The sequence below is a fragment of the Adhaeribacter pallidiroseus genome (genome assembly GCF_003340495.1).
GTDB classification, from domain to species: domain Bacteria; phylum Bacteroidota; class Bacteroidia; order Cytophagales; family Hymenobacteraceae; genus Adhaeribacter; species Adhaeribacter pallidiroseus.
In genome coordinates, this window is record NZ_QASA01000001.1 from 3,865,133 (window position 1) to 3,879,540 (window position 14,408).

At 41.9% G+C, this 14,408-nt stretch carries 11 protein-coding genes, 2 tRNA genes and 1 pseudogene; 6 read left to right on the forward strand and 8 right to left on the reverse strand.

Features of this window, described 5'->3' with window-relative positions; genetic code table 11:
- Positions 1–211 precede the first annotated feature (211 nt).
- On the forward strand, positions 212–823 hold the full coding sequence (locus AHMF7616_RS15410; protein ID WP_147275694.1) for a hypothetical protein: 612 nt from the start codon (positions 212–214) through the stop codon (positions 821–823).
- Positions 824–859: 36 nt separating this feature from the next.
- Positions 860–1,039 (forward strand): hypothetical protein, encoded by a 180-nt coding sequence (locus tag AHMF7616_RS15415; protein WP_115373706.1) that lies wholly within the window; start codon positions 860–862, stop codon positions 1,037–1,039.
- 328 nt (positions 1,040–1,367) lie between these two features.
- Here AHMF7616_RS15415 and AHMF7616_RS15420 read toward each other — a convergent pair whose 3' ends face one another.
- The 4 genes from AHMF7616_RS15420 to mutS all read right to left on the reverse strand — a co-directional run bounded on the left by AHMF7616_RS15420 (position 1,368) and on the right by mutS (position 5,856).
- Entirely contained in the window at positions 1,368–2,708 is a 1,341-nt protein-coding gene (locus AHMF7616_RS15420) for a PIN-like domain-containing protein (RefSeq protein WP_115373707.1), read from the reverse strand.
- A gap of 175 nt (positions 2,709–2,883) precedes the next feature.
- Positions 2,884–2,967, reverse strand: a tRNA-Leu gene (locus AHMF7616_RS15425).
- 76 nt (positions 2,968–3,043) lie between these two features.
- Positions 3,044–3,119: transfer RNA gene (locus AHMF7616_RS15430), tRNA-Gly, on the reverse strand.
- Positions 3,120–3,258: 139 nt separating this feature from the next.
- Positions 3,259–5,856, reverse strand: a complete 2,598-nt coding sequence (gene mutS / locus AHMF7616_RS15435; protein ID WP_115375636.1) for a DNA mismatch repair protein MutS — start codon at positions 5,854–5,856, stop codon at positions 3,259–3,261.
- Between the two features lie 328 nt (positions 5,857–6,184).
- On the opposite strand from mutS, the gene AHMF7616_RS15440 reads away from it, so the two are divergent.
- A complete protein-coding gene (locus AHMF7616_RS15440; RefSeq protein ID WP_115373708.1) occupies positions 6,185–6,715 on the forward strand; it encodes an RNA methyltransferase in 531 nt (176 codons plus the stop codon).
- Positions 6,716–7,090: 375 nt separating this feature from the next.
- Here the strand turns inward: AHMF7616_RS15440 and AHMF7616_RS15445 are convergent, their stop codons facing one another.
- The gene (locus tag AHMF7616_RS15445) at positions 7,091–7,861 is read right to left on the reverse strand and encodes a TerC family protein (RefSeq protein ID WP_115373709.1); all 771 of its coding nucleotides are present in this window, start codon (positions 7,859–7,861) and stop codon (positions 7,091–7,093) included.
- A 175-nt stretch (positions 7,862–8,036) separates the two neighbouring features.
- Positions 8,037–8,527, reverse strand: a pseudogene (locus AHMF7616_RS15450) (YajQ family cyclic di-GMP-binding protein).
- A 149-nt stretch (positions 8,528–8,676) separates the two neighbouring features.
- Between AHMF7616_RS15450 and AHMF7616_RS15455 the strand changes: the two are divergent.
- Positions 8,677–9,111: a GNAT family N-acetyltransferase gene (locus AHMF7616_RS15455; RefSeq protein WP_115373710.1), complete on the forward strand. Its 435-nt coding sequence runs from the start codon at positions 8,677–8,679 to the stop codon at positions 9,109–9,111.
- A gap of 13 nt (positions 9,112–9,124) precedes the next feature.
- Positions 9,125–9,679, forward strand: a complete 555-nt coding sequence (locus AHMF7616_RS15460) for a lipocalin family protein (RefSeq protein WP_115373711.1) — start codon at positions 9,125–9,127, stop codon at positions 9,677–9,679.
- A gap of 1 nt (position 9,680) precedes the next feature.
- Here the strand turns inward: AHMF7616_RS15460 and AHMF7616_RS15465 are convergent, their stop codons facing one another.
- Complete coding sequence (locus tag AHMF7616_RS15465; protein ID WP_158546184.1) at positions 9,681–10,151, reverse strand: DUF4174 domain-containing protein; 471 nt, start codon at positions 10,149–10,151, stop codon at positions 9,681–9,683.
- 94 nt (positions 10,152–10,245) lie between these two features.
- Positions 10,246–10,773 carry a hypothetical protein gene (locus AHMF7616_RS15470; protein WP_147275695.1) on the reverse strand — a complete coding sequence of 176 codons (528 nt, stop codon included), beginning with the start codon at positions 10,771–10,773 and terminating at the stop codon, positions 10,246–10,248.
- 244 nt (positions 10,774–11,017) lie between these two features.
- On the opposite strand from AHMF7616_RS15470, the gene mfd reads away from it, so the two are divergent.
- On the forward strand, positions 11,018–14,380 hold the full coding sequence (mfd, locus tag AHMF7616_RS15475) for a transcription-repair coupling factor (protein ID WP_115373714.1): 3,363 nt from the start codon (positions 11,018–11,020) through the stop codon (positions 14,378–14,380).
- Positions 14,381–14,408: the final 28 nt, after the last annotated feature.

The following is a 14,408-nucleotide window of genomic DNA, read 5'->3' on the forward strand; positions in this document are numbered from 1 at the left end:
ACCCCGTAAATGCATCTATTGTATTTTCGAAAATTAATCAGCCGCGAAATAACTGGCTACCTTGTAAAAAGTATTTGCTATTGAGAAGTATACCGGAAGCAGTTTATGATATAAGAGCTACAATCAAATTTTGACTATGAGTTGCGGTACCAAGAATAACCTCTTGCCTACGAATCCTCCCTACTTACTTAATCAGCTCTATGGGTTTATAATGCGTCACTTACGAATACTTTTTTTAGGGTGGGATTTTCTGCCAAACAGCGATAAACCACTAGAAACAAACTGCTACGAAGCCGTAAAAGCTATGGCTAACCAGCTAAATGTATCTTTAATACGACCGAAAGCAGATCCGGCGTTAGCGTTTGATAATATAAATGTAACGGGTTTAAACAACGTAGATTTTAAAGCTATAGCTTTTAAAAAGAGTTTACCAAAAGTACAACCCTTCGCCGAGGCCAATTCTATCCGCTGCGAAATCCCGCTTTACGGATCACCGAATACCCCGGAAAATCAACGGTCTTATTTCGAAGAAAGAAGCAAAAGTGCGGCTGCTGTCGAAGAAAATTCTTTAACGATTACCACTACCGAAGCTGATTTCCAGGAGGCAATCGACTTTATTAATCAGGTAGATTGGGACCATATTGATCTTAATTCAAAAATTATTCATTATGCTCGCTTTGCCACCCGGTTTGCGGCTAATCGCTCCTACGATATAATTTTTGCTTCTAATTGGTTAACTTATTTAGCGGGGCACGAACTCCATTTAATAACCGGTAAACCCTTAGCGATTCAATTAAATACTTTAAGCCAAGATCATTGGTAATTAAATAACTAAGGCTGGCGCTACGAGCTCGAAAAAATGGTTATTGAACGGTCTAACCACATTTTCACCGGCAATCCGGTTATTGCTCGTTCCGTGGAGGAAGCTTATTCTCTTTCCCGGGATAAACTGGTATGTTTAGAAGATGCTGCCTTACCACCCGAAATAAACTCAGCGAACGCAACCCGTAATAACTTGTTGCAAAGTCAGAAGGACTAGGCAAGGCTGAACTTTATTCCCATAGATCAGCCGCTGGGTTGGGAGCGCCAGGCCACTAAGATTGTACAGGTTTTAACAGAATCGTACGCTTAAACGAGTTTACTTTAATTTCTCAATAAAGCTTTTTCGCCACTTTCAGGTAAGTAATTTCAAAATAAAAACTAAAAGCTAGGGTTATCGGTAGCTCCTTGGTAAAAATTTAAAAATTCTGGTTAATTGTTAATAGTTCCAAGCAAATTTCTGTTCTACGTTATGCTTTAATTTAGTAAAGAGCTCTAAACCCCGTAATGCATATAGTTCGCGAAAATGGTCTTTATGCAAACAATAATTAGTTCACTATGCTATCTAAAAAACTATTAAAATCATCTAAACTGTCTTTAGGTAAATTAACGTTCCTTTTATGTTTAGAAAAATCTAACCTACTATGCAACCCACTTGGATTTATCCATATATAATTTTTATTTAAAATATAAAGAGCAAACCTAACAAATGACGATTGACTAAAAGATGATAAATCATATTCGTTAAAATATAATTCAGCTTTTTTAAATGCTTGCTCTAAATCATATATATAACTAACCCCATTGAGAATTAATTCCTTAGTTAAAGTATTAATATCAATAGTCTCTTTTCTATCCTTAGTAAAAGAATGGGAATTTAAGAATTGTCTTAAAGAATCGCGGTTTATATATAAATCTAGATCATCTACATACTCTTCCGAACCTGAGATTAAAGATTCGAATGACCCTTCTAACAACGTTTCTAAAACTCGTTCAGCATCTAAAATATATAAAGTTTTTCCTGTATTTAAGAAAACATTTTCAATATAGTGAAGGTGGGGGGCTTTAGTTGTTTGCATCCAATCCCCTTTTGCTGTATCAAAAGTTAAAAATACAGCATCAGTCTTTTTTTTGGACATATGATTTAAAATTTCATGAAAAATTATGTAATCTCCATAAGGATCATCTGGCTTCTTTTTCAAATCTCCCAATCCAGGAAATGCTTTACCTGTTTTACCTAAATCTTTTTCCCCATCCTCTTTGTTGATTTGTGAAACCAAGAGATCAAAATCTTTTTTTATTTGCTCAATTTCATTTTCTGACAACTGATTTAATGTATTTGTTTTCCCCAATGCGTTTAAAACTTCATCTTCTAAAATTATATTTTTACTCTTAGTCTTATTCTTTTCAACCTCACTATTTAAAGAATCTAAAAGCCCTGCACATTCTTTTTTTACATTCTTTAGCCCTTCTTCAATCATTTTATAATCTTTTAAAATAACTTTATTTGAAGTAAGAAAACTTTCAATATTGTTTAAAATATCCCTTTTAAAGGTTTGAGGTATCTTTTTAGTTACATCTTCAAAAAATTTATTAATTACATCTTCTCTATTTTTAATAAATTCCCTTTGTATTTGATCAGTGATATAAATACTCTCGGTATGGTCCTGAAAAAACTTTTTATATTTTTCTCTCTCTGTAAAGGAAATACTATAAATTCTTAATAAAACATTAGTATCAAGGAATATAGGGAATCGTTTATGAAGTTTTATAGCCTCACTCAAACCTAAGTTATATGCAGAAATAGCTTCATTGTAAACTTTTAAGGATTGTAGTGACCTTTTTTTAAGAAAGCTGATGCTATTTACTACTTCTAACTTTTTGTCCATTTTAATTACGTCCCTTTAGTAATAAAATTAATACTTTAAATCAGATATATCAGAAAAAATAGATATGCACATATGACGATTATAGACTTCAAGAATCATTGTTCAATTAACTTTAAACCTAGACACCGTTAAAAACAAAAACCCTTGTAAATCATAGACTTACAAGGGTTTTAAGTACCAGGGGCGGGACTTGAACCCGCACTTTCTAATGAAAACAAGATTTTAAGTCTTGCGTGTCTACCAGTTTCACCACCCCGGCCTGGACAGCTTGCGCTGATCCAATTCTATAAAGAAAAGACGTTGCGGGCGCAACGTCTCTTGAAGGAGTTCTTCACTGGAGCGAAAGACGGGGTTCGAACCCGCGACCTCGACCTTGGCAAGGTCGCGCTCTACCAACTGAGCTACTTTCGCGTTTACTATCTCGTTTTACCGATTTAGTGAGGCAAATTTACGCAGTTATTTTCATTTGTCAAGTACCAGCCTAAAAAAAAATTAACATTATCCATTTCTTCCTGATAATCAGTCTAGTTTTTTTAAAATTTAGTAATAGTTACTTCTTCCCCGGTACTTGCTGCTGATCCACTAACAGTTTTAGTTCGTTTAACTTTAGCAAAGCCTCCACAGGAGTAATGGTATTAATGTCTAATTTTTGAAAAATTTCGCGTAAACGCACCATGGCCGGATCATTCAGCTCGAACATATTTAATTGATATTGCGGCTTAGGTACACTTTTCATATTATTTTTATCCGGATGCTGCCGGATTTTGTCTTCTTCCAAATGGTGCATGATGGCGTTGGCCCGCACCACCACGCTGTTGGGCATGCCGGCCATTTGCGCCACGTGAATCCCGAAACTATGCTCGCTGCCACCCGGCTTTAACTGGCGCATAAACAAAATTTTACCGCCAGTTTCTTTTACGCTCACGTTAAAGTTACGCACGCGCGGCAACTCTTCGGCCAGTTGGTTTAACTCGTGGTAATGGGTAGCAAATAAAGTTTTGGCTCGGGCTTTCGGGTGGTTATGCAGGTGTTCCACAATGGCCCAGGCAATAGAAATGCCGTCGTAAGTGCTGGTGCCGCGGCCAATTTCGTCCATCAGTACCAAGCTGCGCTCCGATAAATTATTTAAAATACTGGCCGTTTCGGTCATTTCCACCATAAAGGTACTTTCGCCACGGCTTAAATTATCCGATGCACCCACGCGGGTAAAAATTTTGTCGACAATACCAATTTGTGCCGCTTCGGCGGGCACAAACGATCCAATTTGCGCCATAAGCACCATTAAAGCCGTTTGGCGCAGCAAGGCACTTTTACCCGCCATGTTGGGTCCCGTAATAATCACGATTTGCTGCTCGTCGGTATCCAGGAAAATATCATTGGGTATGTAACTTTCGCCGGGTGGCAGCTGCCGTTCGATTACCGGGTGACGGCCTTTTGTAATATTTAATTCGTGCGTGTTGTTTACTTCGGGTTTTATATAGTGGTAACTTACCGCCGCGCAGGCAAAAGAAGCCAGACAATCAATAACCCCCAGCACCCGGGCATTTTGCTGAATTTGGCCGACGTATTCGGTAGTGCTTAATACCAGTTCGTTAAATAATTGCTGCTCAATGGTAAAAATACGTTCTTCGGCGTGCAGAATTTTTTCTTCGTAGGTTTTTAGTTCTTCGGTAATGTATCGCTCGGCGTTTACCAAAGTCTGTTTCCGGATCCACTCTTTCGGTACTTTATCTTTGTGGGCGTGCGTTACTTCCAGATAATAACCGAAAACTTTATTATAGGCGATTTTTAACGACGAGATGCCGGTATTTTTAATTTCGCGCTGTTGCAGTTGCAGCAGATAATCTTTTCCCGAAAAAGCAATGGCCCGCAGATCATCCAATTCCGCGTGAATGCCCGGATTTATAATATTGCCCAGGTTGGTGAGCATGGGAGCATCCGGTTTTATTTTCTGTTTAATTTCTTCCCGGATAATGTCGCAAAAACTTAATTGATCGGCTAGCTTTTTTAAGGCAGGAATCTGGCTATGGCTCAGTAATTCTTTAATGGGCACGGTAGCTTCCAGGGCTTTGCTCAGCTGCAGCATTTCGCGGGGATTAATGCGCTTCACGGCTACCTTCGAAATAAGCCGTTCCAGGTCATTAATTTGTTTTAGATAATGCGTGATGTCTTGCAGTAAATTGCCATTGCTAATCAATGCTTCCACGGTATCCAGGCGCCGTTGAATCTGCGATACTTCTTTGAGGGGCAACACTACCCATTTTTTTAGGAGCCGGGCCCCCATGGGCGTAACTGTTTTATCCAGAATTTGAATGAGGGGCACGCCTTCGGTATGTTGCGGAAAAATCAACTCGAGGTTGCGAATGGTAAACTTATCGAGCCACACGTATTTATCTTCTTCGAGCCGCGAAATGGTGCGGATGTGCCCTATATCGTGGTGTTGGGTTTCAGATAAATAATGCAAGATGCAGCCCGCCGCAATAATGCCTTCGTGCAAAGTATCAATGCCGAAGCCTTTTAACGAAGTAGTACCAAAATGGCGCAGCAAGCTTTCGTAAGCATAATCGTAACCAAACACCCATTCGTCCAGCGCGTACTGGCAAAAATCGGGACCGAACGAAAGATAAAATTCTTCTTTCAGCCGTTTACAAAACAAAACTTCGGCGGGCGCAAAGCTTTGCAACAATTTGCCAATGTATGGCCGATCGCCTTGGGCCGTTATAAATTCGCCGGTCGAAATATCCAGAAAAGCAATGCCGGTTTCGTTTTTACTCAGGTGCACGGCCGCCAGGTAATTATTGCTTTTTTTCTCGAGAACCTGGTCGTTAAAAGACACACCAGGCGTAACTAACTCGGTTACGCCGCGTTTTACAATGCCTTTTACGGATTTAGGATCTTCCAACTGGTCGCAGATAGCAACGCGTTCGCCGGCCCGCACTAATTTGGGTAAATACGTATCCAAGGAATGGTGCGGGAAACCGGCTAAAGCGGTTTCGGAAGTAGTGCCGGCTCCTCGTTTGGTGAGCACAATATCCAGGATTTTACTGGCCTTCACGGCATCGTCTCCAAAAGTTTCGTAAAAATCACCTACCCGAAAAAGCAGTAAGGCCCCAGGATGTTTTGTCTTGATGGCGTAATACTGCTTCATTAAGGGGGTAATGGTAATATCGGCGGTGGTGCTCAAAATACTGGGGCTAAAACGGGTAACTTACTAAGTTTATTTCTGGCAGCCAGTCAGGTTACCTGCTTATTTAAACCTACTGACTATTTTTTAAATGCTTCTTTACGAACTACCGGTAACTTACTTTATTATTTTCATTAATTTTAAATTTTAAAGCAGGTTAGTAGGGCTTTTGGCACTTCCGGAAAAGGGTTTCACCTAAATAAGATAGCTGGGTGATTAACCATAATGCCGGAACAGCTAAACAAATTTAAGAAATTGGCGCTCGCCTTCCCGCAAATAGTTTACGAATTTCATGCGCAAGTTAAAAATGGAGGAACTCAACCGGGTATCGGTGGAGGAATTTAAAGAACAGGAAAAATTACCGGTGGTGCTGGTACTCGATAATGTGCGTTCGTTGCACAACGTAGGCTCCACTTTCCGGACGGCCGATGCTTTTGCGGTGAGTAAAATTTACCTGTGCGGCATAACCGGCACGCCGCCCCACAAAGAAATTAATAAAACCGCTTTAGGGGCTACCGATTCAGTGAACTGGGAGCACTTTACCAGCACTGCCGAATTAGTAGAACAGTTAAAAGTCGAAAATAACCAGATAATAGCCATTGAGCAAGCTGACCGCAGTGTTTCGTTAACTGATTTTAATCCGACCGCCGGGCAAAAATACGCCTTGGTTTTTGGCAACGAGGTATTTGGGGTAGAAGATGAAGTAATGCAGCTAGCCGACACTGTTATTGAAATTCCGCAGTTCGGCACCAAACATTCGCTTAATATTTCGGTGGCGGTGGGGGTAGTTGTCTGGGATTTCCTAAGTAAACTAGCTACATAAAACCGGCTAGCTACCGGATACTTTACAAGCCAATAGGTCCATAAAAATTTAAAAAAAGTGGCTACTTCGTAGAAATAGCCACTTTTTTTAAATTTTTATTATGCCCACGAAACTAATTTAAAGAATTGGATAGCTCTTATACCATCTAGTAAATAGAATCTTCCATAGCGTAAAATAAGTTTACTTGAGCTGATCTTTGGAAAGAGTGCCTCTTTCCATTCGCTGGTGCTATCTAGTTGGAACGGGCTGAGTTTGCCTCATGGCCGGCGGGGCCCCGTTTGGCTCTTCCGCACGAGCTAGCAAACCACTATGGTAAAGTTTATTTACTACTTGGTATTAGATGTTTGTAACTCGAATAACGAACAACTACTTAAGTTAATCGTATTCCGAATCACGAAGTTTAACGGGTGGTGAGTCCGTTTTCCGGAGGCGTAAATTCAGCATCTCTACTCCCAGCGAAAAAGCCATGGCGAAATAGATATAACCTTTGGGAATATGCCCGTGGAAAGCTTCCACAATTAACATGACGCCAATCATGATCAGAAAAGCAAGCGCCAGCATTTTAACCGTTGGGTGGCCGTTCACGAAATCACCAATAATTTTAGAAAAGGCCAGCATAATACCCATCGAAATAATTACCGCAATAATCATAATGCTCACGTGATCAACTAAGCCTACGGCGGTTAAAATGGAATCGAAGGAGAAAACAATATCCACCAACACAATCTGAATAATTACTTTTTGTAAATTATGATAAGTTTTCTGGGGGCCATGTTCTTCCTCTCCTTCTAATTTACTGTGTATTTCGGTAGTACTCTTAGCCAGTAAAAACAAACCACCGGCAAATAAAATAATATCGCGACCGGTAACGCCAAAATCCTCAAAACCGAAAGGCAGATTAATAGTAAAAAGCGGTTCTTTTAAACCCACAATCCAGGATATGGTTAATAAAAGCATAATCCGGAAAATCAAAGCCAGCATTAACCCGATAGTACGCGCCCGTCCCTGGCTTTCGGGTGGCAGCTTTCCGGCCACAATAGAGATAAAAACAATATTATCGATACCCAGTACCACCTCCATAAAAGTTAAGGTCAGTAAACTGATCCAGGTATCCGGTCGGGCAAAAAGTGTAAAAAAATCGTTCATGTTATTCAGTCCCTAGTCCGCAGACCATGGTCCATCGTTAATGGTTAGTAATTAGGCAATAGTCGATAATCGATGGTCGATAGGTTAGGATTTATAGATGCTAATTTTAAAAAAATTTAATGAATGAAGCAGTTTAATATTGTCTGTAGTCTATGGATTATCGAGTATAGACTAATTACGATTTCATGTTTACAAACTGCAAGGGCAAACCCAAATCGGATTGACGCATTAAGCTGATAACATCTTGCAAATCGTCGATCTTTTTACCGGTTATCCGGATTTGGTCGTCCATGATAGCGGCTTGCACCTTTAACTTACTATCATTGATAATTTTTACAATTTTCTTGGCGGTTTCTTTATCTACGCCCGCTCGTACTTTTACATCTTTTTAATCATGGGCCCGGAAGCATATTCTTCCGCCGAAAAGTCCAGGGCAGTGGCATCGAGGTTTTGTTTCACCATTTTACTCATAATAATATCCATGATGTGCTGCACGCGCATGGAGTTTTCGGTAGTAATATGAATCAAATTGGTTTTCTTGTCCAGTTCCACGCTGCCTTTGGTGTCCCGAAAATCATAACGGTTTTGAATTTCTTTTTTTACCGTATTCAGGGCATTTTCCAGGCTCTGCGGGTCTACTTTACTTACAATATCAAATGAAGCCATTGAATAAAAATTTTACTTGATCACAGTCCTTAGACGTATACAGGGCGGCAAAGTTAGTACTTTGGGGATAACCTCCGGGGCTTAACTTTTATAAACGCGTAAACAGGTAAGCAAAGAAAAAGAATCTACCCCATAAATCAGCATTATTCATGAAAATAATTGCACCAACTCAACCCGATGACTGGGCACAATATTACAGGTTACGCTACGAAGTTTTACGCCAACCCTGGCAGCAGCCCGCCGGCAGTGAACGGTCTCCGGACGATGCTACCGCAACGCACGCCCTGCTGGTAGATGAAAGCGGAAAAGCGCTGGGAGTGGGTCGCTTACATCAACACGCTCCCGAAGAGGCCCAAATTCGTTTTATGGCTATCCGGCCCGATCAGCAAGGAAAAGGATTAGGTAATTTAATTTTAAAGCATTTAGAGGATATTGCCCGGCAATGGCAAGTAAAACAACTAACACTGCAAGCCCGCGAAAATGCGCTAAACTTTTACCGCCGGAATGGGTACAAGGAAATAGAAAAAAGCCATGTGCTGTTTGGCGAAATCCAGCATTACAAAATGGCTAAAGATATTATCTAAGAAATTTTATACCATGCAAAAAAACACCCGCGAAATAGCCATTGTTGCCGGTACGGTAGTGTTAGGTACCCTGGCCATTCGTTATTTTTCCCGCAATCATCAGCCTTTAGAAACCGTACCTTTTGTTGATTTAAGCCGATATGCGGGCAAGTGGTACGAAATTGCTGCCTTTCCGTTAATTTTTGAACGGGGCTGCCATTGCACGACCGCCGAATACACACTGGAACCAGCCGGCTACGTAAAAGTAGTAAACAGCTGTAACCGCAAAAGTCCGCAAGGCAAAAAAACAGTGGCCGTGGGCAAAGCTTTTCCGGTAGCGGGCAGTAATAACACCAAATTAAAAGTGCAGTTTCAATGGCCGTTTACAGGCGATTACTGGATTATTGCTCTGGATGAAGATTACTCGTATGCGGTAGTGGGCACCCCCGACCGGCAAAATTTATGGATCTTGAGTCGCTCGCCGTTTATGGCCCCTACCCTGTACCAAAACTTAGTAAAACTAACTCAACAGAAAGGTTTTGATACCGACCACCTGCACCTGACCAATCAAAGTTGTTTTGGAAATTAATTTATTTTGGGCGTTTTTGCTGCGCTTCATTCTGCCGCATGGGCATGGAATCTACTATTTGAAACAGTACCGCAGGTGCTTGGGGATGGTCCGCCCGGTATTTTTCGCCCCCATCTTTACCGACTAAAATTACCGTAAATTGGCTGGCTTTAACTTTATACTCCTGGCGCAGGGCATCAGCGGTGGGTATAGTTTCTTTCAACGGCGGATTTAATTCTACATTATTTTCAATAACCTGTACGACCAACATATCGCGCTCGGTTAATCCGGAGTGCGCCTGGCGCAACATCTTGTTTTGTTCCTGCAGCAACTCGTTCTGACTATCGGGGGCAAATACTAACAAAATCCGGTGCGTTCCTTTGTCCATCTGGCTTAATCTAACGGCAGCATTCTCAGTTTGGGCCATAGCCGAGAAAGCGCCACACGAGAACCCAAGTATCCAGGCGCTAAGTAAAATTATTTTTCTGATCATTTTTGCATTTCCGCCATGGCTATAAACCATATTTGAATCAGGTTATTTAAGAGCAGCAGCAGTGTATACACAAACGGCAGGAGTGCTAAACAGGTTATGCATCTCCTTTTAAATATGCCAGGGTACCTAATAACAGCAAAATCCCGAATGGAATAAGCAGGTTACAAAGCAGAAATAAACGTTGTTTGCGGCGGCGCTGAAACCCTTGCTGCAGAATATACCCGATCAAAACTAAAAAGGTAATAACCGCCAGGGGAGCTGTTAAGGTTACCAGAATACTTGATCCCCACCAACCCTGAAAAAGAAATAAAACCGAGGTAAACCCAGTTGCTAGCGACAGACTACTAAAAGCGCCCAGCAAAGCCACCCACAAATTTTTAAGCATAAAAGAAAAAGAAAGTAACATTTGCCCTAAAAACAAAAAGGCCAACGTACCCAATGTAAACACAAAGAGCTTGTCGGTGAGTTGCTGATACGATTTTAAATATAACCCTACGCCGCTCAGCCCAAAGGCCAGGTAAATGCATTTGGTATAGCTAACTAAAAAGCTATGAATATGCGATTGAATATGAGACTCTTCGGCAGAAAAAATAGCGGGAGTCAAAAATTTAGAGTACATCATTATATCATTCAGTAAGGATTAAATGGATTATAAAATTACTTTAAACTACTCGCGTGCTTAAAAGCCGAGTCCCAATGGATTTATAAAGATAAACAATTATTATTCAGAGAGTACCAATTTATTCTTACGATTTTACTATTTTTTTGTTTTTTAATTTTTACACCTTACCGCTCTTATATGCGTAAGAGTTTGCGAGCAGATTATTCGTTATCTTTGCAGCTTTATTACCGAAAGAACAACCAAATTGAAATTAAAGGATTTCCTGGAACTATACCGGCTCGATCCGGTAGTTCAAACCATAGCCGAACGACTAAAATCGCCGGCGAAAACGCATGTGCACCTGAAAGGGTTGGCGGGCAGTTTAGATGCCGTACTGGCTGCCGCTGTGAGCAGTTTACAGGTGGGTCACCACGTATTTGTGCTGCACGATAAAGAAGAAGCGGCTTATTTTCATTCGGATTTACAACATTTATTCACCGACCGGCAAGAGCCCTTGCTTTTCCCGTCGTCGTACAAAAGGCCGTATTCATTCGACGAAACCGAAAATGCCAACATTTTAATGCGGGCCGAAGTTTTGAACCAAATCTCGAATAAAGCGGCTGACGGCTTATTAATGGTTACTTATCCGGAGGCGCTCACCGAAAAAGTAATTAACAAAAAAGCCTTGGTAGCTAATACGTTCAGCGCGAAGGTAGGCGAAAAACTCGACGTAAACTTTTTAACGGAACTCCTAACCGAATACGATTTTGAACGCACCGATTTCGTGTACGAGGCTGGTCAGTTTGCGGTACGGGGCGGCATTGTAGATGTATTTTCCTACGCGAACGAACTGCCTTACCGCATCGAGCTATTCGGCGACGAAATTGAAAGCATCCGGACTTTTAACCCCAACACGCAGCTTTCCGTGGAAACTAAAACTTCGGTTTCGGTAGTACCCAACGTGCAAACCAAATTGCTGCAGGAAACCCGCGAATCGTTTTTAGAATTTTTACCCCGCAGCACCCGGTTCTGGTTTAAAGATGTGCGGCATACCACCGAGGTGATTGACGAATCGTTTGCAAAAGCCGAACAAGCTTTTGAGTATTTAATGCTCACCAATGGCAGTACCCAGGTAGTATCGCAACCCGAAGATTTGTTTGAAACGGGCAAAAGTTTTAAAAAATTACTTGAACCCTATACTACTGTGGAGTTTGGCAAACGCTTTACGTTTAAAGCTAACGAAACGGTAAGTTTTACCACCAAGCCGCAGCCGTCTTTTAATAAAGATTTTAATCTGCTGGTGAGTAACCTGCACGATAATCAGACTAATGGTTTTACCAATATTATTGCCGCCGAATCGCCCCGGCAGCTCGACCGGCTTACCACTATTTTTGACGAGCTCGACCACGCGGTAAAATTTCAATCGCTTACCATTTCGTTGCGCGAAGGCTTTATCGACGACCAAGTAAAAGTAGCTTTATACACCGATCACCAGTTGTTTGAGCGGTATTACAAATACAAAAACAAAGAACGTTTTTCTAAATCGAAGGCGCTTACCTTAAAAGAACTGCGCTCCTTGCAGCCCGGCGATTACGTGGTGCACGTCGATAACGGTATTGGCCGTTTTGCCGGCCTCGAAAAAGTAGAAGTAGGCGGTAAAATGCAGGAAGCGATCCGGTTGGTGTACCGCGACGATGATTTGCTGTACGTGAGCATTCACGCGCTGCATAAAATCAGTAAATATACCGGCAAAGAAGGCACACCACCCAGCATGAGCAAACTGGGTTCGCCGGAGTGGGACAACAAGAAGAAACGCGTTAAAAGCAAAGTTAAAGATATTGCTACGGAGCTTATTAAATTATACGCCAAACGAAAATCGGCGCCGGGTTTTGCTTTCTCGCGGGATGGTTTTATGCAAGCCGAATTGGAATCGTCGTTTATTTACGAAGACACCCCCGACCAGGCCAAAGCTACCGAAGACGTTAAAAACGACATGGAACAGCCGCACCCCATGGACCGCCTTGTTTGCGGTGACGTGGGTTTCGGCAAAACCGAAGTAGCCATTCGAGCCGCCTTTAAAGCCGCCACCGATAGTAAACAAGTAGCTATTTTGGTGCCCACCACCATTCTGGCGATGCAGCACTATAAAACTTTCCGCGACCGCTTGGAAAAATTTCCGGTGAACGTAGAATTTGTGAATCGCTTTAAAACGGCCAAAGACATTAAAGAAACCTTGCAACGGGTAGCCGAAGGCAAAACCGACATACTCATTGGTACGCACCGCATCGTGAGCAAAGATGTAAAATTTAAAAATCTGGGCTTAATGGTGATTGATGAAGAGCAAAAATTTGGCGTAAAAACGAAAGAAAAGCTCAAAGAAATGCGGGTAAACGTAGATTCGCTGACTTTATCGGCTACGCCCATTCCGCGCACCTTGCATTTCTCGTTGATGGGTGCCCGCGATTTATCCGTAATTGCTACTCCCCCACCCAACCGCCAACCCGTGCAAACTGAGTTACACGTATTCGACCAGATCATTATCCGGGATGCCGTGATGCACGAACTCAAGCGTGGGGGTCAGGTATTTTTTGTGCACAACCGGGTAGCCGATTTAGAAGAAATGGCCAACCTGATTTTAAAATTAGTGCCCGATGCGAAAGTTACGTACGCCCACGGCCAGATGGACGGCGAACAGCTCGAAAAACGCATGCTCAAATTTGTGGAAGGCGAGTATAATGTGTTAATCTCCACGAATATTATTGAGTCGGGCTTAGATATCCCGAATGCCAATACCATTATTATTAACCGGGCGCACATGTTTGGCCTCAGCGATTTGCACCAAATGCGCGGCCGGGTAGGCCGGTCTAATAAAAAAGCGTATTGCTATTTGCTTACCCCACCGGTATCGAGTTTGCCTTCGGATGCCCGCAAGCGCCTGAGTACGCTGGAGGAATTCTCGGATTTAGGCGATGGATTTAAAGTGGCGATGCGCGACCTGGATATTCGCGGAGCGGGTAATTTACTGGGCGGCGAGCAAAGCGGTTTTATCAATGATTTAGGATTTGAGATGTACCACCAGATTCTGGACGATACCATCAAAGAACTAAAAGAAACGGAATTTCGCGATTTATTCCTGGGTTCCGAAAAAGATTTAAACCAGTTCCTGGACGTAGTGCGCGAGTGTACCGTAGAAACTGACCTGGAAATTTTAATTCCGGATACCTACGTGAGCAATATTTCGGAACGCTTAAACTTATACAGCAAGCTCGACCGGGTAAAAGACTTGCCAGCTTTAGAAAAAATTAAAAATAGCATCGTCGATCGTTTTGGGCCTTTGCCAGAGTCGGTAGAAAAGCTGATTCAGATTGTAAAATTGCGTTGGGAAGCCCAGGAAGTAGGTTTTGAAAAACTGACGATTAAACGGGATGTCATGAAAGGCTATATTCCGTCGGAAAACAACGACAAGTACTTTCAATCCGAGGCATTTGGTAAAATTTTAAAATTTGTGCAACAACATTCGCGCCTGTCGCGCCTGAAGGAAACAAAAGACAAGCTAATTGTTATTTTCGACAATATTAAAACCGTAAACGCCGCCTGCGAAGTGTTTGAGGAGTTAACGCAAGTGTAGAACTTCCTGCAAAAAACCATTTTTTACG

Bases quoted from the DNA above. Each gene is read 5' to 3' on its own strand.
- AHMF7616_RS15410 (WP_147275694.1), top strand. From the start codon at position 212: ATGCGTCACTTACGAATACTTTTTTTAGGGTGGGATTTTCTGCCAAAC.
- AHMF7616_RS15470 (WP_147275695.1), bottom strand. From the start codon at position 10,773: ATGATGTACTCTAAATTTTTGACTCCCGCTATTTTTTCTGCCGAAGAG.
- AHMF7616_RS15455 (WP_115373710.1), top strand. From the start codon at position 8,677: ATGAAAATAATTGCACCAACTCAACCCGATGACTGGGCACAATATTAC.
- AHMF7616_RS15465 (WP_158546184.1), bottom strand. From the start codon at position 10,151: ATGATCAGAAAAATAATTTTACTTAGCGCCTGGATACTTGGGTTCTCG.
- AHMF7616_RS15440 (WP_115373708.1), top strand. From the start codon at position 6,185: ATGCGCAAGTTAAAAATGGAGGAACTCAACCGGGTATCGGTGGAGGAA.
- AHMF7616_RS15415 (WP_115373706.1), top strand. From the start codon at position 860: ATGGTTATTGAACGGTCTAACCACATTTTCACCGGCAATCCGGTTATT.
- AHMF7616_RS15420 (WP_115373707.1), bottom strand. From the start codon at position 2,708: ATGGACAAAAAGTTAGAAGTAGTAAATAGCATCAGCTTTCTTAAAAAA.
- mutS (WP_115375636.1), bottom strand. From the start codon at position 5,856: ATGAAGCAGTATTACGCCATCAAGACAAAACATCCTGGGGCCTTACTG.
- AHMF7616_RS15460 (WP_115373711.1), top strand. From the start codon at position 9,125: ATGCAAAAAAACACCCGCGAAATAGCCATTGTTGCCGGTACGGTAGTG.
- AHMF7616_RS15445 (WP_115373709.1), bottom strand. From the start codon at position 7,861: ATGAACGATTTTTTTACACTTTTTGCCCGACCGGATACCTGGATCAGT.